Genomic DNA, 18,178 nt, shown 5'->3' with positions numbered 1-18,178 from the left:
GATGCCTACAGAAATTCTGATGCCCGCCCTGTCGCCGACCATGGAGGAAGGCACCCTTGCCAAATGGCTGGTCAAAGAGGGCGACACCGTCTCCTCCGGCGACCTGCTGGCAGAAATTGAAACCGACAAGGCCACGATGGAGTTCGAGGCCGTTGACGAAGGCACCATCGGCAAGATCCTGATCCCGGAAGGCTCTGAGGGGGTCAAGGTCAACACCGCCATTGCGGTTCTGTTGGAAGAAGGCGAAAGCGCGGATGATATCGCGTCTGCGCCTGCCAAAGCGCCCGAGGCGGCCCCGGCCGCCGCAGGTAACGAGGCTGCCGCGCCAGCGGCATCCGAGGCGCCTGCCCCGGCTCCGGCTGCTCCGGTCAAATCCGATGGCGGACGTATCTTTGCTTCGCCTTTGGCCCGGCGCATCGCAGCGCAGAAAGGTCTCGATCTAGCGCAGATCACCGGTTCCGGCCCCCATGGACGCATCGTCAAGGCGGATGTCGAGGGTGCCACCGCCGCCGCGCCCGCTCCGACGCCTGCAGCGGCAGCTCCCGCAGCGGCGGCGACGGCTCCGGCTGGCCCATCGGCAGATGCCGTGGCCAAAATGTACGAGGGCCGCGCGTATGAGGAAATCAAGCTCGACGGGATGCGCAAAACCATTGCCGCGCGTCTGTCCGAGGCCAAGCAGACAATCCCGCATTTCTATCTGCGTCGCGATATCAAACTGGATGCGCTGCTCAAGTTCCGTAGCCAGTTGAACAAGCAACTGGAAGGGCGCGGCGTCAAACTCAGCGTCAATGATTTCATCATCAAGGCCGTCGCCAATGCGCTGCAACAAGTTCCCGCCTGTAACGCGGTTTGGGCGGGCGACCGGGTTCTGCAACTTAAGCCGTCGGACGTGGCCGTCGCGGTCGCCATCGAGGGCGGCCTGTTCACCCCGGTTCTGCAAGATGCCGACACCAAGTCGCTGTCTGCGCTGTCGACCGAGATGAAAGACCTTGCAGGTCGCGCGCGTGAACGAAAACTGGCCCCGCATGAATATCAGGGCGGGACATTTGCAATCTCGAATCTGGGCATGTTTGGCATCGACAATTTCGACGCCATCGTGAACCCACCGCACGCCGGTATTCTGGCCGTGGGGACTGGCGTCAAAAAACCAGTTGTTGGCGATGACGGAGAGCTGACCGTCGCAACAGTGATGTCCGTCACCATGTCCGTAGATCACCGCGTGATCGACGGGGCACTCGGCGCGGAACTGCTGCAAGCCATTGTCGAGAACCTCGAGAACCCCATGGTCATGCTGGCCTGACACCCAAAAATCCGAAACAGCCGCGTCTGGACCTTCCGGCGCGGCTTTTTCATGTCTAGACGGGAAGTGAGCGAACGTGATCCGGTCAACCGTTGTTTGGAACCGCGCGGGGCATCAAGTTGATTGCAGATCGGACACGGAGTCAAAGGTGCCCCATGACCTTCACGCGAATTACTCGGACTGGCTTGGTTTTATTGATGCTGGCTGCGATCGCACCTGCCGATGCCTATGCCAAGCCCAACAGCTATCCCGGTGAAAACTCGAAATTCAACTCAACAAGCGCGGTTGCCAAATGGGAAGCCGAGCGCAACAAGCGGATTGAAGAGCGAAAGAAACGCCGGGAAGAAAAGCGGCTCAAGCGGTTGAACGAAAAGAACAACCGCTCGAACTGAGGGTGCCTTACTGATCCTTGCCCAGCATGTGATCCATCGAGATCGCTGGCTGATCGCAACCCGCTTCGCCGACAATCTTTGCTGGAATGCCCGCAACGGTTTTGCACGCGGGCACAGCCTGCAAGACAACCGAACCGGCAGCGATCCGGCTGCAGTGGCCGACTTCGATATTGCCGAGCACCTTGGCACCCGCGCCGATCAGAACGCCGTCACCAATTTTCGGATGGCGCTGTTCTTCTTCTTTGCCGGTCCCGCCAAGCGTGACGGAATGCAACATCGACACATTGTCCCCCACAATAGCGGTTTCACCGATTACGATGGAATGCGCATGGTCGATCATGATCCCTTTGCCGATTTTTGCGGCCGGATGGATATCAATCCCGAAAATCTCGGATGAACGCATCTGGAAGAAATATGCCAGATCGTAGCGTTTCTTTTGCCAGAGCCAATGCGCCACACGATAGGCTTGCATTGCCTGATAGCCCTTGAAGTAAAGGATCGGTTGCAGCAGGCGATGACAGGCCGGATCACGCTCGTAAACCGCCATCAAGTCGGCACGGGCTGCCTCGATCAGCGAGTGGTCATCCGCATAGGCTTCGTCCACGATCTCGCGCAGGACCATCATGGACATTTCGTTCGAGCACAGCTTGGCCGAAACCCGGTAGGACAATGCCCTGTCGAGACTGCGGTGGTGCAGAATACAGGCGTGCACCAACCCGCCCATCAACGGCTCATTCTCAACGGCTAATTGAGCTTCGGTCGTGATGCGATCCCAAACAGGGTCGACGGGGGTCACGTGACTGCGCGTTTCCAACATGGCTTTTGATCCTTTGCTGCGCCTAGAATGCCATTTAGTGGCAAAAACGCCAAACGCAAACCCGTGATCAGCAGGATAACAAAAATGAATGCATCTTTGATGGCGGAATTCGAGGCGAGAATACGCAGCCGTATAGCCGAACTTACCGATGCCTCGGAGACAGGAAAGAAGGCACAGGCGATCGTAGAATTGGACCAGCAGGCGGTGGGACGCCTTAGCAGGATGGACGCGTTGCAAAACCAGGCAATGGCAAAGGCACAGCAAGCCAATCGGGACATCGAAATGAACAGGTTAAGCGCGGCTTTGGTCAGGATCGACGAAGGAGAATACGGTTTCTGCGAGGACTGCGGTGAAGAGATTCCTGTTGGTCGACTGAACTTGGATTATGCAGCCACCAAATGCGTTAGTTGCGCATCTGGGTGACACTGCATCTGATCGAATCTCCTATAATGCATTGTAATAATTAGAAATAATATACATCCTTTAAGGTTTCTCCGCCGCCTTCAACCACGAAGGCATTGAGGAATTCGACCCAGCTCTTCCATATCAGGGGTGGTTTCGCCAGTTCTGACGACCAACCCTCTGGTGATCTTTGCATCATGTACCATTTAGGCGCGGTGGTTATCTCATTCATCGGGCAGCGCATGTCACAAAACATGCGCCGCAGTGGAAACATCTCTTTGGAGGGTCAGCCTTACTCTGCCATCTAACCTACCGCGATAGAAGCCGACAGACCGGGGCCATAGCTGGCCGATAGCTGGGCCACCTGAACCGCGTAAGGTTCGGCCACACCGTCCGCAAGCTTCGCAGCCGACGTATATGTCCATTTGGGGTTTTGAACGAACTCCTCACGTACCAAGGACCCTCCGGCCCGAATCTGTATCAGATAGGATTCAGCCTCTTCACCCAACGGGACTTCGATTCCGGTCCAGTCGTCTCCGTCAATTCGCGTTCGACGCACCCACGAAAGCGTGTCGCCTGCTGCCGATTTACGCACACGCAGATGCACCGGGGCGTAGGGGCGCAAACCATTGCCATTGAATGCCTCGACTTGGTGAACAAACGACGGGTCATCATACCCACGCGTTGCCGGACCAATTCTATAGTGTTTCGCAAGCCTGCGCTCTGACCGAAGCAATCCGGTTTGAACGACACGTGAGTCCAGTAACACAAACACCGAACCCTCAGGCCACACCTCTGGCATGTGCGCGTCAGTCCCGAACTGGCCACGAAGCCGCCCGGACAACGCGTAGGCTCCCTGGCTTTGAAGGCCTGCGTCGGCAAACTGGAACAATTCCCAATTGTCGGGCGTTCCGTCCCCGATCGCCGCAAGGTTGGCGCCACTCAGCAGCGCCAAGCGTGGGCGGGATTCCAAAACGCCATCAATGAGTTGAACATTTAGCGGGGCGCCTTCGTCCCAAACTCCGGCGCTTGACCGCATCAGCGGGCTTTCTGTCAGGCCAATCACTGCCTGACCAGATACGACTTGTTCCAGCACATAATCTTCGTCCGATGGCGCGGAATAGACGGCGGCGCCTCCGGGCCACGGGTTTGCTGTCACTGCCAAATATGGCGCATGCGGTGCCTCGGACCCGCTCATCAATGGCAGATCAAGGAACACAGTATACACAGGAACCGGAGCCACAAAAGGGTTCTCGGCGATTGCGTCGTCCGGCAAGTCCGTGGTCGTATATATACCGGGCTCAACCCGGACGGCATCAGCGATTTGCAACTCGGCCTGCTCCAACCGGTCGATGCGGTATCGCGCGCCCTCGTCGCTTCCCTTCAAGCTGACGACATCCCCCGCCCCGACATGAGACATCGACGGAGGGAGGGCGAAGCGCGTCGTTTCTCGGGATATTCTTGCCTCGCTCAGCCACCGCTCGGCCGTCTGGCGACCTTCGGCGCGCGTCATTGACAAGGGCATCTCGTTTATCGACACGGCGTGAGTGCGCGCGTCTGGAGGTACGGCTTCCTCGGCGACGATGTCGTGGTCCGCGTCTGACTGGACAAAACGCAGGCGGACGCGGCCTGTCATCTCGGCTTCTGCTTCACGTCGATATTCGATTGAACCTTCGATATCCGAACTGATCGCAAGCTTTTCCGGATCAATATGGATCGGTGACCGGCCGTCACGCAATTGGAACAGAAGAATGCCATCACGCTCAACCGTGTCGAACCCGTACCGCAGCATCAGAGGTTGCAACGCCGACCGCGCGTCCGAGACCTGCTCGATCACATACCCTCGAACGATCCCGTAAAGGCCAGACGTATCTATGTCAGTCACTCCAGCCCCGTGGCAGATTTCGGTTACAACTGACGCCAACGTCCGCGCGCCCGACCGCCCGTTCAGCCAGTGACCGCGAGAGTAATTCTCGCCGTCACTCCACTGACTGCGCAGGTTGGGGAAGGCTGGGAACGGCCGGGCATCCCATGCCCAGACATAAGCGTTGGACATATCAATCATCCGACCGCCGTAAATGTCTGAAACAGGGTTGATCTGCGGGTCAGACCAATAGCCCAAAACCGCCTCCAGATACCGAACCTGTATAAAGTCGTCCCGCAAGCCGTTGGAGTATTTCGGCAAACTGGATTCAGAAGATTTGGGATCCAAGAACTTGTTCGGCTGATTTGTCCCCTTGTCGACAGCAGCACACCCAAGTTCCGTGAACCAGATGGGTTTCGACCCCGGAACCCATGCAGTTCGATCCGGCTGTCGCACGCCCCCAATTCGTTCGTGATGCGGTTGCGCCCACCAATTGCGCAGGTCTTTATAGCGCCAGACCCACGGCTCATTGTGTTCCGCGTCCTCAATCGGAGCACGTATCTGTGCCTCGGCTTCCTCTGGCGAGGCATAGTACCAGTCATACCCTTCCCCGCCTTCAATATTGCCGCGCAGATAGTCGATGTCATAGATCGCTGATGCCCCGTTTTGAGCATCAACATGGCTCTCACCATCCCGCCAATCGGACAGCGGCATGTAATTGTCGATGCCAACAAAATCTATGTTGTCGTCGGCCCAAAGCGGATCCAGATGAAAGTACCGGTCTCCGCTGCCATCGGCAGGCTGGTATCCGAAATACTCACTCCAATCCGCAGCATAGCCGATCTTGGTCTCAGCCCCGAGTATCTTGCGGACTTCGCTAGCCAATACACGCATCTGATCCACAGCAGGGAACCCGGCGGACCCTCTGATCTGCGTGAGCGACCTCATTTCCGACGCGATACAGAAAGAATCCACGCCCCCCGCAGCTTTGCACAGGGCCGCGTAATGCAGGATGAACCGGAACAGGCCCCACTCCTGCGGACCGGTATATTCGACGCCCGCATCACCTATGGCAAAATCATCGGCGCGAGCTTCCCCAAAAAACTCTGCCACTTCCATATCTGCGGCTACAGAGCCATCCGGGGAACCTTGGCGGCCCGGTGCGGAACTCAAGGTAATTCGCCCGCGCCAAGGCAAGTGAGGCTGATCAGGGGCATCGGACCAGGGATCAGGCAGACCGTTCCCGGCCAATTGATCCATAAGAATAAAGGGATAGAACATCACCCGTTTGCCGGTGATTTTCAGGTGTCGGATCGCCTGAAGGACGGAGTCATCGGCCGGGGTTGCACCATAAACCGGACGCTCCTGATCGTGTTTCACAACCTGCGCGGTCTGACGTGTCATCCCTGCCACGCGCCAGGCCATGTTCTTACCCTCGATATCCTTGTGCAGAACCTTGGGCTGAATCTGACACTGACCGCAGCGCAGGTCATTTCCGAACCAAGACACGACTAAAGACGCCGCATCGCAAGCGGGCAACTCTGCATTCAACGCCTTGATTGACGTCACAAGATCGGGCTCACCCGAGGCCGAGTTCACATTCGCAGCCCAGCTTTGCCCCCGACCCTTGGTGTAATTCACCTGTGTGCTGGCCAATGCATATTCGCCGGTCCCCGGCATCATCGCAACGCCGCGGACAATAGTGGACAAGGCGTTTTGGGTTTCCGGCAAGTCTGGTTGATCCGGTCGGACGACTTCGAAGGAAAACTGTGGAACACGGTTTCCGAATGGAGCCAACTGCAGATCTTCGATCACCACATATGCCGTGCCTCGATACGCTGGAACCGAACCCGCGCCCTCGATGGCTTCGATAAGTGGGTCAGGAAGCTGGTCGTCCGAACCGTGGTAGATACGCATGTTGAGCCCTGCGCGCTCAACCTCCTCTCCGTCGGCCCAAATGCGTGGGACATCAGCGATCAGACCCGCGCCCACCGCAATCGCAAGAGAAACTGAATAGCTGTAGCTATGGGTCGTCGTCGTGACATCAGGCGTTCTAGGTGCGCCCTTACCACCGCCACCGGATTGCGTTTGCGTGCTGGTGCTGCGGGTTTCCAGAAAGTCCGAGGCCCATATGACCTGCCCACCAACCCGCATGCGACCGAAGATGGTCGCAACCGGAGCACCTTCACCCGTTTCGGTCAGGCGAAACCGGTCGAGCCGGCCTGTTTCGACAACCTCACTGCCGCTGCCCATCACGGATTGACTCATCAGGCGTTGGTCAATGACGTTCCCCAACGTCGCACCGATCGCGCGCCCGACAATTGCAGTCGATAGACCCGCGACCGTTCCACCGATCGCACCACCAATGGCCGCACCCGCTGCGGAAAGAACAATCGTAGCCATTCAAAGATCCTCCAAGGGAATGCTGAAACAAGCGACCACTCGGCGGCGCCACGGGGCGCTCAGAGTGTTCTCAACAACGCCGTGTCCGGAATACGCATGAATAAAACGCGGTGCGCTTCCAACCGTGCTGACAATTCCGATGTGTTTCGCGACCCGACCTTCCCGCATACGAAACAGAAGGATGTCGCCCGCCTCCATCTCGCAAGTGCCTTTAGGCACAAGATGCCGACGAGCAGCCGCCCATAAGCGCTCTTCACCCTGAGGTTCTGACCAATCCATACTGTAGGACGGTACGCTTTCAGGTTCCTCGCCCAAAAGCGCGCGCCAGACCCCCCGTAGCAGGCCAAGGCAATCTGCGCCCACACCCTTTACCGATGCCTGGTGCCTATAGGGTGTACCCAGCCAGGCTCGGGTTTCCTTTACGATATCCTGCTTGGACCCACTCATCGCCTGCTTCCCCCGGTGTTTGGATGTCCTTTCTTGGGAACCGCCAACACCCAATCTTCCTTCGGCAAATCGGGAAACCCCTGAAAGTTCAGAAGGTTGTTGAATTTCTTTCGACAGGTTTCCATCCGCTTGTCACAGCCAGCCGTCAGACGGACCCGATCCCCAACTTCCAACCCACCGCTCAGTCCGGACCACAACGTAATGGTGCGCCCGCCTACGATAAGGTCATCTTGTTTGATGGACGCCCACAGACCCGAGGCTGACCCCGTGATCACATCCATCCGTCCACGCTCGAACTAGCCACTGTCCGGTGATGTCGCCCCTTGCAGCCTCATGATGCTGCCAGCCGTCAATTCGGTGACCGTGGTTTCTGCGGAAAACCCAGAGGTAGCGGTATTGAATTTGCAGGACTTGTCTCCCAACACTGCCGTGCAGGGCTTCTGGTAAACCCGCCCCAAGGGTCGATTTAGCAAGTCAGTCAATCCGCGCAATTCGGCATGGAATGCACCGCCAGCCCTACGCAGTTCCCCAACCGAGCCGCGAAACTGGAGGACCCTTTGTTCAGGGTCCGCCCAGTTTACAAGCCAGGCGCGCACCTCGGCCCCGTCAAACCGACCCGCCTCGATATCTGCTTCGGTGACGGACGTATCCGACAAGGCCCCCATCGCTTCGGAGTTGTCTATAGAAAGCCCGGTCGCCTGTTCAATCGCAGTTGCGGTCAAGCCCGTACTGGCCTTGAACGTCAGGCCGTCAAAGCTCAGCTCCATGTCGTGATCGGTGAAACCAAACTCCTGTCCGTCAAGGCGTTTGATCGCCCAGCAACGGCAAGTGGTTGTCAATCCAGTCTTTAAGTGAGCCTGTAGCGCATCCTTATTCCCGGCCATCAGACGCGCACCTCGACAACGGGCACATTAGGGACGTCACCTGCCTGAAAACTTGCAACGCTTGTTTGGATTTTGTCTGTATCGAACCGAACCGGGACGTCGAACTCAAAACCTGCCGTAATTTCAACACCTTCAGGTGGAGGATCCGCAAACATAACCTTACCCCGAACCAGATCGACCTCAAAGTCCACACCTTCGCGAACCTCATCCTGTTCCAAGCCCAGCTTCACCGTTCCCAAAACTGGCTTCACGATAGGCCGTGCGTATTGAAAGCCGCCTGAAACGTAAGTTTTCACCAACTGAAACTCGGTCTGAAGGCCATCGCCTCGCGCGATGATCTGATCGCCCTTGTCCACTTCGGCGGTCGCAGCCCCCGATTTGAAGTCGGACCAATCTTTCCACCGGAACCCGAACATCTGCCCCTGCCGCGCCTCGAAAAATGAAATCAGCGTCTCGATATCGTCCAGCGATCGCATACCCAATCCGGCATCGTATCTGCGGCGCGAATGCGCCCAAGGGGTGTTGCGCTCCTCGAACCCGTTCGCCAGCGTCACGATATCCGTGCGTCGTTCGGGGCCACCGACCGAGCCGAAACTCAGGCTGGCGGGAAATCTCACCTCGTGGAAATTCATGACCTGCTCCCTTTATCTGTTGCGATTGCCGCGTCCCAAAGCGCGGCTCATCTGTGCGGCGATCTGGCTTTGACTGCGGCGGAACCCCTGCACATCCGGCGTCGTGATGTTCATCACCACATTGACGGCGCGCGCGCCGCCGGATGAGCGAACGCCCAGCTTTCCATCCGGACCACGTGCCAATGGCATGATCGCTTCGGGGCCAGCCTCACCCATCAGCCCTGTAGCGCCACGCATAGGAAACGTGGTCGGCCCGCTGATCACCCCGCCATTGGCGAAAGGCATCACGCGGCCCTGACTGAAACTGCCGCCGTCAGCGAAGGGCAGGATACCTTGCACAAAGCTCCCGATCCCACCTGCAATGAGACCGCCAAAGTGATCCGTCACCGGCTTGATCGCCGCCGAATACGCCGTGCGGATCATCGAGTTTTTCAGCACATCCAGCGCATCCGACAGGTTCATCCCGTCCAGAACGACGCCGTCAAATGCCTTGCGCAGACCACTGGACATGCCACGCTCCAACGTCGCGACGTCCTTGCCGGTCTCTTCAAACGCGGCGCTGATGCGTTTCATCTGACCGTCAAACGCCGCCGCCATTGACGCAGCATCCCCTAGCGCATCGCCCAGCGCCTCGCCCCGTTCCTGCAGGTCGTCCAACCCGTCACGATCCGTCGTCATCACGCTCTCCTTGTTCCTTGTCCGGGTAGGCCGCCAGCAACGCGTCCAGCCCCGCCCGGTTCATCGCGGGCATTCCCACGCCCTGCCCCAGCATCAGCCGCAGCTCGGCCGGGGTCAGACGCCAGAACTGGTCCGGCGTCAGACGCAGGCCGGTCATCCCAGCCCGCATCAGGGTGGGCCAGTCGAACCCGCTCACCGATCTGGTACCATGAAGGCGCGGGCCAACAGTTCAGCCGCTGCACGCGCGCCCGCCATGGGGCCGCCCTCGATCTCAGCGCGCAGCATGTCGGCCCGCGTCACATCTGCCCCGCCGCCGCGCAGCCCGGCCACGATCAGCGCCAGCACATCGCCGCTGGAATAGGCCCCGCCTTCGAACCGCTGAACCAGTTCCACCAATGTTCCGGTGCCAAGCTCCTGTTCCAGTTCCGCCAAAGCGCCCAGCGTCAGCTTGAGCGCCCGAGGCTGCCCGTCGATGGTCAAAGCCACCTCACCCGTCCACGGATTGGCCATTGGATTACAGCGCTGTAAAGGTCAGGGCACCGGCACTGGCCAGGCTCATCTCATAGGTGGCCTCACCGTTGTGCGAGCCCGCATATTCGATGCCCGTCACCTGAAACGCGCCTTCAACAATGCCAAAATCGGGGATGATTACCTGGAAACTCGGCGTCTCGCCGTCAAAGAACAACTGACGCGCGCGCTCATCAGTGCCCGCGTCCTTGAACACGCCCGAGCCCGAGATCGAGGCCGATTTAACCCCCGCCCCCGACAGCAGCTCGCGCCACCCGCCCTGGCTTTCAAGGCTGGTGACATCCACACTTTCGGCGTTGAAACTGACCCGCGTGGCGCGCAGGCCCGCGATGGTCTCGAACTGGCCCGAGCCGTTCATATCCACTTTGACCAACAGGTCTTTTCCGTTCTGGGCAGCCATATGCTCTCTCCGTTGATTGCTTAGTCGTCTTCCACGCGGGCGCGGAATCTCAGGTCGATCTGGCGGATCGCGCCGCCGGTTCCGGTGCGTCGGGCGCTGGCGCGTTCGAACCACAACCCTACAAGGCGGCCCCGATCCAAGGTTGGTGCAGCACCTTCCAACGCATCACACACTGCACCCGCCAGCGTCTTGGCCGCGCCAAAACCCGCGGCCTCGGACACCACCGACACGGTGAACCGATGCAAAGCCCCGGCGCCCGAACGGTCAGAGGCATCACGCACCTCTTCCGGACCCAGCGTGACATAGGTCTGAGGCACCGCGCCCGCCGGAACCGCGTCATAAATCGCGCCGCCTGACAGCGTGCTGACCTGCGCATCGCCCGACAGTTGTTGAAACACCGCCGCCTGCAACGCGGCTGAAACGCCGTAACTCATGCCGCCACCTCTTCATCCGCAAAACAGGTCAGGTACTGGCCACGCGGGTCGCGCTCGGCCACCGCGCGGATCACAAACCGGCGCGTGCCTTCCACGAACCGCTGATCCGGGCTTGGACGCATCGACGAGCCTTTGGGCGCGCCGCGCACCACGATGCGATAGCCAACGCGCGAAACCGGGACGCCTGCGACAGACCGCTCGGTCCCGCTGCGCGCAGTTACTTCGGCCCAAACCGTTCCCACGGCGGCCCAGGTCTCGGCATAACCACCGGCTCCATCCGCGCTGCGCACCGGTGCTTCAAGCACCAGTTTTCTGTTCAATCGGGGCGTCTTCATTGCGCTACCCCGGCACCAAACCTCACGACCCGGTAGCGTTGGATCAGGCTGGTGACGCCAAAGGGCATACAACCCGCGCCCAGCGCCGTCTCATCGCGGTATTCGTAGTAATGCGCGGCCAGCAGCAGCACCGCCTGCCCCAGATCAGCGGGCAACGCGCCCCAATCCGCAACCATCCCAGCGGTAAAGGCAATCTTAACCGACCCGCCCGCGGGAATGGTCGGCAGGGTTGCACCCGCCGAGCGCAGACGCGGACGCTGGCTGTCTTGGGCCAGACGATACCGGCCACTGTCCACAACGCTGTCGGTGCCAGCCGCGTCAGTCACGGTCACCGCACTGATCGCCGTGACCGGGGCCACCGGCAACACCTCGCCCGCCGCATCGCGCCAGCCGCTCAACTCCCACGAAAAGCCGCGCGCGATCAGCACCTTGCCAGTGCGCGCCTCAATCGCCGCAATCGCCGCACGCAGAAAACCTTTCAACACGTCATCCTGCACGCTGTCTTCGGTGAAACCCGTTCCCAGCCGCAGATGAGCCTTGAACTGATCCACCGGCAGCGCCGCATCCGCGATGGCGGTTTCTTCGATCAACATCATCCATTCACTCCGCAATCTCGGACCCCTCCGGGGCCGTAACTTCAGGAATTAACGGGCACGCGCCGCCCCACGTTGCTCGGACGGAGGGGAGCAGCTAGACAACGCAGAGGATCTCACCCCGGCCCGCGCCCGCCGCCCCGGAGGACCAATGGCCCACCGAGGATTCAGCCCGCCTTAAGCGGTGCCGAATTTCACCAGCTTGATCGCGGCAAAATCGCTCACGTCGCCGCCGACGCGTTTGGTCGCATAGAACAGGACATGCGGCTTGGCGCTGAACGGGTCGCGCAACACGCGCAGGTCAGGACGCTCGGCAATGGTGTAACCCGCCTGAAAATCACCAAAAGCGATCGAGAAACTGTCGGTGCCCGCATCCGGCATGTCCTCGGCGATCAGCACCGGATAACCCATCAGACGCGCGGGCTCACCCGCGGCCAGACCGTCCGACCACAGGAATCGGCCATCGCTGTCCTTCAGCTTGCGGATCAGACCTGCAGTTTTCGAATTCATCACGAAGGTGCCGTTGACCCGGTACTGCGCGCCCAGCGCATAAACCACGTCCACGATCGAGTCCGCGTCGACACCACCGTCAATACCGGTGGGTACATACCCCAGATTACCCCAGTCCCAGACATCATTGTCGACCTTTGCGTGGTTCAGGATACCCTTTGGCTTGTCCGCCCCATCCCCGTTGATAAAGGCCGAGGCCTCTGCGCGGGCGAACTTGTCGGCGATACGGCCTGCCAGCCAGCCCTCGACGTCAAAGGCGCTGTCATCCAGCAGACGTTGCGAGGCTTTGGGGAGCGCGCTCAACTCGTGCAGCGGGATCGAGATGCGGTCGATCGACGGAGTCGCCGTCTCACTCGCAGCGGCATTCTCATCGGCCCAACCCGCGCCCACATCGGTATGGTCGATCAGCACGTCGAACGAGTTCGCCTCGACATTCACCACCGACGCAATCGAGCGGATCGAGGCAGTAGATTTCAGCACCGACTTGATGATCTCGGCGGTCTGCGGATCAACCAGATAGCCACCATCGCTGTTCACGGCGCTGGACAAGGATTTCGATTCCATCTCAAGCCCGCGCAGGCCGTCATCCTCGCCCGAACGCACATAAGCGTCGAACGCCTTTTGATGCGGTGCGCCGTCCTCAATCGAGGCCGCAAGGTGCGGGCGCGCCGCGATGGTTGATTTACGATCCAGCATGGTCAGTCGCTCTTCTGTCTGTTGCAGTTGGGTTTTCACTTCGGCCTTGAGGCCCTTGAATTCATTGACGAAGCCAGCCATCGCCTGCTTCACCTCCTGAACCAGGGGCGCACCCTCTCCGGTCAAGGCCGGGGTTTCGGTCTTGCTCATCAGCACTTCCTTATTGGGGGTTGAGGCGCGCTAGGTCCGCGCCAGCTCCTGCCGGGCGTCACGGAACACCTCGGCAATACTGCGCCAGGTGTTCTCGGCCTCAGGGTCCACGCCCTTTGCCGCCACCCGCGCACTGGGCAGCATCGGGAATGTCACCAAAGACACCTCCCACAGCTCCAGTTCGGTCAGGACCCGCTGGCCCTTGTCATTCTTCACGGCCCGCTTGGTGCGATAGCCAATCGACAGGCCATCCATCGCCCCGGCCCGGATCAGCTCGGCCGCCTCACGGCCCTTTTGCGTAGCTTCCAGCAGACGTCCTTTGACCCACAGGCCCCGGTCATCCTCGCGCACCTCATCCCAGACGCCGATAGGCTGCGCCAGATCATGCTGCCACAACATCTTGACCCGCTGACCCGCTTTCGCCAGCCCTGCAAGCGAGCCACGATACGCCCCGCGTTGCACCACGTCACTGCCCTGATCCACCTGACCGAACAGGCTGGCATAACCCTCGATCACCGCATCATCCGTTACCGAAAGCCCGTCTCCGAACCGTGCGAATTTGTGTTCCAAATTCATGGACACCTCCTCGTAAGCTTCTGATTTCACGGCGTTGCCGCAAGGAAGGACTGAAACACCTGCGCCAGGATCACTGCCGCGACGCCATAGACCGTCAGCCACAACCGTTTCTCCAGCCGTTCCATCATCTCTTCGATCTGATCCAGCCTGCGGCACAGATGCGCGTGCTGGATCTCGGCCACCCTCTCATGCGCGGCCAGGCGCAGGCCCGGCGCGCACTCGAACGGAGGATACCGCTCAGCCATCCGCACGCTCCGGCAGCCCCAGCAAGGCGCGCTTTTCGGCATCCGTCAGGAAATCGGCCCCGTTGACCCGCGCCCATTGCGCGTCGCGCTCTGCCGAGAGTGCAGGCACCTGATCCAGATCGGGCTTCAACACCAGATCCTCGCCGGAATAGCCCACCAACCATTCCGACACCGCCGCCGCCACCCGCGTCACCAGAGGCAGCACGGTCAGGCGATAAAACGCTCTGTTAGCCTCCTGGTAGTTCGAATAAGTCGCGTCGCCCTGGATCCCCAGCAACATCGGCGGGACCCCAAAGGCCAGCGCGATCTCGCGGGCGGCGGCTTCCTTGGTCTTTTGAAACTCCATATCGGATGGAGAGAACCCCATCGGCTTCCAATCCAGCCCCCCTTCCAGAACCATCGGACGGCCTGCATTGCGCGCCCCGCGATAGTTCTGCTCGATCTCGTCGGACAGTCGCCGAAACTGATCCTCGGCCATGACGCCGTGACCATCCCCCTTCCAAACCAGCGCCCCCGAGGGCCGCGCCGCGTTGTCGAGCAGCGATTTTGACCAGCGAGACGCGCTGTTATGCACATCAATTGCCATCGCCGCCGCCTGCATGGGCGAGAATCCATAGTGGTCGTCCTGCGGGTGGAAAGACTTGATATGGCAGATCACATCCGCCTGGAACCGGTGTGTCTTGCCGCCCGCTGTGTAATCATAAGCCTTGGGCCAGCCATCTGCGCCCGGCACCACGCTCATCCGGTCCGAGCGCAGGACGTGCAGCTCAAGCGGCAAGCCTTCTTCTGCCTGCACGGCCTCGACATAGGCATTGCCCGACAGCAACAACTGCCCGAACAGAGCCTCCATCAACTCCGCCCGCCCCTGTGCTGCATTCGGACGGCGCATCAGCGACAGGATCGGATGGGTATCAAACCGCTGCGCCTGATCCTGTAACACCAAAGGCAACGCCGCCGCCGCCTCAGCAATCAGCTTGACCGAGCGAAACCCGACCGGGTTCCCCGAAAACCCTGTGCGGGTCAGAGACACTGCGTCCCGAGGGCTCCACGCCACGCGCCCGCCCGTCTGCCACGCCACCACAGGCCCCGCCGCGCTCGCCTTTGTCTCGGGCGCCTCCCCGGACGCTCCACGACGCAAGAAATCGAATACCATCTGTGCTCCTTTCTTTCGCCGCTATGTCCGGCTTGTTGAAAGGAGTTATGACGGAAAGAAGTTTAAGCCTCGGGAATGGGGCGTACGGGGGTTGGGCAACAGTGCAAAAGTTAACTTGGTTGAAGAACTTGTATCAGTTAGCCCGATTGGTTGATCTTATTAAACCGCCGCGCACGACCATAAAAGCTTATAACTAACAGAAAGATGAACGAAATAGCCGAAACGCAATATCCGACCTTTTCACTGATATGGAGAGGAAGATAGACAAATATCTCTCCATCATCGAAACCATTTTCCGCTGCCAAAATGTCCAGCGTTCCAAATTCCGGATTAGGCTCAATTTCAAGAGCAATGCCGTTGTCAGTCACGGCCCTCCAAAAACTCCAGTATTGGATAGGCAATACTACTCTGTCATCATTCTGCCTCGGCCTAACGCGCAGATGTCTCGAAGACCCGACAATTTCCAGTGGCCCGTTCTCTACGGCTTCCACCTCTTGCGCAAAGACCGCTACTTCTTGAGCAAAAACGTCAAAGTCTATCAACTCCAGACCGTCTACTTCCAACCGTCTTTCAAACGCCGAACGCAGCTCAGGGCTTAAATATTCTCGGGCTCCGCTCCAAGAAACCAGTTCCGCCTCAGTATCCAGACCTATCGAGTTTTGATTATTTGCGTTCTTTAGTGCCAACAAAAGAACCAAGTTCAACGCAACCATGGCTATCAAAGCACCAAGATGTGCCTTTGTGTTTTGAGAAAAGTGAGCAGCAATGGCAGAAACGCTCAGAGCAACCGCGAGGTCCGAAAACACGAGCAAACGCCATGGGAACTGAACTTTCGAAAATAATTCAATCTGCCAAAACACTTCGGCCAGCGACATATTGAGTGCCAAAACCAATATGACAGGCGCAAAGGTCCAGATTCGCAGAACGCCCCGCGTTATGGCATGTGAAGCAAGGACCAAGGGCAAATAAAAGAAAAATACGAAAACAACGTATTTGGTGTCTTGCTCACTTGGGGTGTCTCTTCCCCAGCCAAAAAGCCAATTTTCGGGGCTGAAATACGGTTTGAATAAAATCTCAGATGAAACCGAATCCAACAGCACTATCGATGGCAGCCAATAGAAGCACGAAAGGAACAGTCCCAATGCTGACCAAAAAATTACTTTCGTCAGAAATTTTCTCGTTGAGGTTACTGTTGCGGCTCTCGAGAAAGATATCAGTAGAACAATTGCTCCAAAGACAGGAACGGCCAACACAGCGGTCGGTAAATGGCTAAGCGAGGTTCCGGCTACACCTAGGGCCAGAACCCAACCATATCCCTCATTTCGTCTGAGTTTCTCTACGCCAAGTGCAACTATTGGGATAAACAAAAAGGCCGTGAATTCTCCAACAGCTTGCCTAATGAACCAGTCTCCCAACAGGTGATAGGGCAATAGCGAGTAGGCCACCGCTCCTACAGCCGAAGGCCATTTTCCGAAAAAATATCTCGCAAAAACAAAAAAGGTGAGCGAACTCAAAACTAGTATGAACGCCATACCAACCGCAATTTGGGTGTCCAAAGCGCACTCTGAACAAATCACAGAAGTGGCGACAGAGATGGGCCAAAATGGTAGTGGCGCGTAAAAAAAGAAGTCGTACCCTCCAAGCCCACCCCACATTTCAGGTAGGTACCTGGGCAACCAAGTTCCTTGGTCAAACTGTTGAGAATATTGGGTGAACCACGCGAAATTATAGATCACGCTGTGCCCGTAAGGGACTCCAACGAAAATCATGAATGCCGGCATGATCAACGCTATTGCAGCTAACACTACTATTTTTGGCAGTTTACTTACTAAAAACACTGTATTCAAACGAGTTTGGGAGGTGACGCGAAGCCATTATCTTCCGACGCATCGTGCCAATAATTTGAAATAAATCAACACCTCAATACTTTTGGGCATACCCCAAGGAAATATCAAAAAGCGCACGAAAGCAATTTCGTCACTCCTAGTCTCCCGCGGGGCAACGAGACACTTCACAAAGCATAGAAACGACGCACGATCGCAGGCAGAAAAAAGTCAATAAATTTATTTATTTCAACGCTTTACATATTTATGCTCATTTATTCCCATTTTTACATCCAATATGGCGTTATGACGGTGTCATGAGGATCAAACACCACTCCAGTTTCATCTAAGAGTTTCCACGGGGTTTTGAGTTCTCTCCCTGGTTGCCCCGCCAAAAGTATTTTGGGCTCAAAATCTCTTGCGTCGGCTTCATCTCTGACAAAATACTTTGGAGCAAGTAATTCCGCGCGCGAAAAGTCATCTTTCCTGAGGCGGTCAATTACCTTGTTGAATGCCTCATGCTCTCTTTCCGGCCCGTCAGACCAGGAGGCGTATCTGTATTTGCCATCGCCGGAATAGACTGGATACACTCGTTCCCCGTCGCGCTCGGTATTCCAACCAAATACATCCAGCATTACCATCGCTGTTGCTCTATCAAGTTCCGGCTGTGAAATCATCCACATTGCCGGTGAAATTGTCACATTGGTATCGGGGTTCATTTGGGTCAAACAAAGATGCCATAAATCTGGATCTCTTTCTTTTTTGAAAAGCTCAATTAACGCTTCATCACCAACAACTTCGGTCCCGATTGGTAGTCCTGCCAAAGAAAGATCAGAATACTTGTCAGTCACAATTCTCACCTACTAAAAAATTTATTCCACAATATCTGAGACATAACGAAAAAAACTGTCAAGAA

Annotated in this window: 20 protein-coding genes and 1 pseudogene; 3 read left to right on the top strand and 18 right to left on the bottom strand. The window is 57.9% G+C overall.

The window, feature by feature from the left end:
• The first annotated feature begins 1 nt into the window (after window position 1).
• Both ACR0MS_RS04855 and ACR0MS_RS04850 read left to right on the top strand, forming a co-directional pair.
• A complete protein-coding gene (locus tag ACR0MS_RS04855; protein WP_480569959.1) occupies window positions 2-1,300 on the top strand; it encodes a pyruvate dehydrogenase complex dihydrolipoamide acetyltransferase in 1,299 nt (432 codons plus the stop codon).
• Window positions 1,301-1,455: 155 nt separating this feature from the next.
• Window positions 1,456-1,692 carry a hypothetical protein gene (locus ACR0MS_RS04850; protein WP_480569956.1) on the top strand — a complete coding sequence of 79 codons (237 nt, stop codon included), beginning with the start codon at window positions 1,456-1,458 and terminating at the stop codon, window positions 1,690-1,692.
• Window positions 1,693-1,699: 7 nt separating this feature from the next.
• Here ACR0MS_RS04850 and cysE read toward each other — a convergent pair whose 3' ends face one another.
• Window positions 1,700-2,509, bottom strand: a complete 810-nt coding sequence (cysE, locus tag ACR0MS_RS04845) for a serine O-acetyltransferase (RefSeq protein WP_480569953.1) — start codon at window positions 2,507-2,509, stop codon at window positions 1,700-1,702.
• A gap of 84 nt (window positions 2,510-2,593) precedes the next feature.
• On the opposite strand from cysE, the gene ACR0MS_RS04840 reads away from it, so the two are divergent.
• A complete protein-coding gene (locus tag ACR0MS_RS04840) occupies window positions 2,594-2,932 on the top strand; it encodes a TraR/DksA family transcriptional regulator (protein ID WP_480569950.1) in 339 nt (112 codons plus the stop codon).
• Window positions 2,933-3,215: 283 nt separating this feature from the next.
• On the opposite strand, the gene ACR0MS_RS04835 is transcribed toward ACR0MS_RS04840, so the two are convergent.
• The 17 genes and pseudogenes from ACR0MS_RS04835 to ACR0MS_RS04755 all read right to left on the bottom strand — a co-directional run bounded on the left by ACR0MS_RS04835 (window position 3,216) and on the right by ACR0MS_RS04755 (window position 18,113).
• Window positions 3,216-7,178 carry a baseplate multidomain protein megatron gene (locus tag ACR0MS_RS04835; RefSeq protein ID WP_480569947.1) on the bottom strand — a complete coding sequence of 1,321 codons (3,963 nt, stop codon included), beginning with the start codon at window positions 7,176-7,178 and terminating at the stop codon, window positions 3,216-3,218.
• Window positions 7,179-7,625 carry an NlpC/P60 family protein gene (locus tag ACR0MS_RS04830; protein WP_480569944.1) on the bottom strand — a complete coding sequence of 149 codons (447 nt, stop codon included), beginning with the start codon at window positions 7,623-7,625 and terminating at the stop codon, window positions 7,179-7,181.
• A pseudogene (locus tag ACR0MS_RS04825) lies at window positions 7,622-8,509 on the bottom strand (DUF2163 domain-containing protein). Before ACR0MS_RS04825 ends, ACR0MS_RS04830 begins: the two are co-directional and overlap by 4 nt.
• Window positions 8,509-9,141, bottom strand: a complete 633-nt coding sequence (locus ACR0MS_RS04820) for a phage distal tail protein, Rcc01695 family (RefSeq protein WP_480569941.1) — start codon at window positions 9,139-9,141, stop codon at window positions 8,509-8,511. The pseudogene ACR0MS_RS04825 and the gene ACR0MS_RS04820 overlap by 1 nt, the downstream one beginning before the upstream one ends.
• 12 nt (window positions 9,142-9,153) lie before the next feature.
• Window positions 9,154-9,819, bottom strand: coding sequence for a phage tail tape measure protein (locus ACR0MS_RS04815; protein ID WP_480569938.1), 666 nt, complete (start codon window positions 9,817-9,819; stop codon window positions 9,154-9,156).
• Window positions 9,803-10,015, bottom strand: coding sequence for a rcc01693 family protein (locus ACR0MS_RS04810; protein ID WP_480569935.1), 213 nt, complete (start codon window positions 10,013-10,015; stop codon window positions 9,803-9,805). Before ACR0MS_RS04810 ends, ACR0MS_RS04815 begins: the two co-directional genes overlap by 17 nt.
• Window positions 10,012-10,329 (bottom strand): gene transfer agent family protein, encoded by a 318-nt coding sequence (locus ACR0MS_RS04805; protein ID WP_480569932.1) that lies wholly within the window; start codon window positions 10,327-10,329, stop codon window positions 10,012-10,014. Before ACR0MS_RS04805 ends, ACR0MS_RS04810 begins: the two co-directional genes overlap by 4 nt.
• Window positions 10,330-10,333: 4 nt before the next feature.
• The gene (locus tag ACR0MS_RS04800; protein ID WP_480569929.1) at window positions 10,334-10,747 is read right to left on the bottom strand and encodes a phage major tail protein, TP901-1 family; all 414 of its coding nucleotides are present in this window, start codon (window positions 10,745-10,747) and stop codon (window positions 10,334-10,336) included.
• A gap of 20 nt (window positions 10,748-10,767) precedes the next feature.
• Complete coding sequence (locus ACR0MS_RS04795) at window positions 10,768-11,181, bottom strand: DUF3168 domain-containing protein (RefSeq protein WP_480569927.1); 414 nt, start codon at window positions 11,179-11,181, stop codon at window positions 10,768-10,770.
• On the bottom strand, window positions 11,178-11,516 hold the full coding sequence (locus ACR0MS_RS04790; protein ID WP_480569924.1) for a head-tail adaptor protein: 339 nt from the start codon (window positions 11,514-11,516) through the stop codon (window positions 11,178-11,180). The genes ACR0MS_RS04795 and ACR0MS_RS04790 overlap by 4 nt, the downstream gene beginning before the upstream one ends.
• The gene (locus ACR0MS_RS04785) at window positions 11,513-12,112 is read right to left on the bottom strand and encodes a head-tail connector protein (protein ID WP_480569921.1); all 600 of its coding nucleotides are present in this window, start codon (window positions 12,110-12,112) and stop codon (window positions 11,513-11,515) included. The genes ACR0MS_RS04790 and ACR0MS_RS04785 overlap by 4 nt, the downstream gene beginning before the upstream one ends.
• A gap of 174 nt (window positions 12,113-12,286) precedes the next feature.
• Entirely contained in the window at window positions 12,287-13,465 is a 1,179-nt protein-coding gene (locus ACR0MS_RS04780; RefSeq protein ID WP_480569918.1) for a phage major capsid protein, read from the bottom strand.
• A 30-nt stretch (window positions 13,466-13,495) separates the two neighbouring features.
• Complete coding sequence (locus tag ACR0MS_RS04775; RefSeq protein ID WP_480569915.1) at window positions 13,496-14,041, bottom strand: HK97 family phage prohead protease; 546 nt, start codon at window positions 14,039-14,041, stop codon at window positions 13,496-13,498.
• Window positions 14,042-14,067: 26 nt separating this feature from the next.
• Window positions 14,068-14,286: a GTA head formation protein, RCAP_rcc01685 family gene (locus ACR0MS_RS04770; RefSeq protein ID WP_480569912.1), complete on the bottom strand. Its 219-nt coding sequence runs from the start codon at window positions 14,284-14,286 to the stop codon at window positions 14,068-14,070.
• Entirely contained in the window at window positions 14,279-15,439 is a 1,161-nt protein-coding gene (locus tag ACR0MS_RS04765; protein ID WP_480569910.1) for a phage portal protein, read from the bottom strand. The genes ACR0MS_RS04770 and ACR0MS_RS04765 overlap by 8 nt, the downstream gene beginning before the upstream one ends.
• Before the next feature lie 137 nt (window positions 15,440-15,576).
• Window positions 15,577-16,995, bottom strand: a complete 1,419-nt coding sequence (locus ACR0MS_RS04760) for a hypothetical protein (protein ID WP_480569907.1) — start codon at window positions 16,993-16,995, stop codon at window positions 15,577-15,579.
• Between the two features lie 554 nt (window positions 16,996-17,549).
• Window positions 17,550-18,113, bottom strand: coding sequence for a hypothetical protein (locus ACR0MS_RS04755; RefSeq protein ID WP_480569905.1), 564 nt, complete (start codon window positions 18,111-18,113; stop codon window positions 17,550-17,552).
• Window positions 18,114-18,178 lie beyond the last annotated feature (65 nt).

The organism is Ruegeria sp. CJ2 (assembly GCF_056536745.1).
This window is presented reverse-complemented; position numbering and strand designations above follow the sequence as displayed.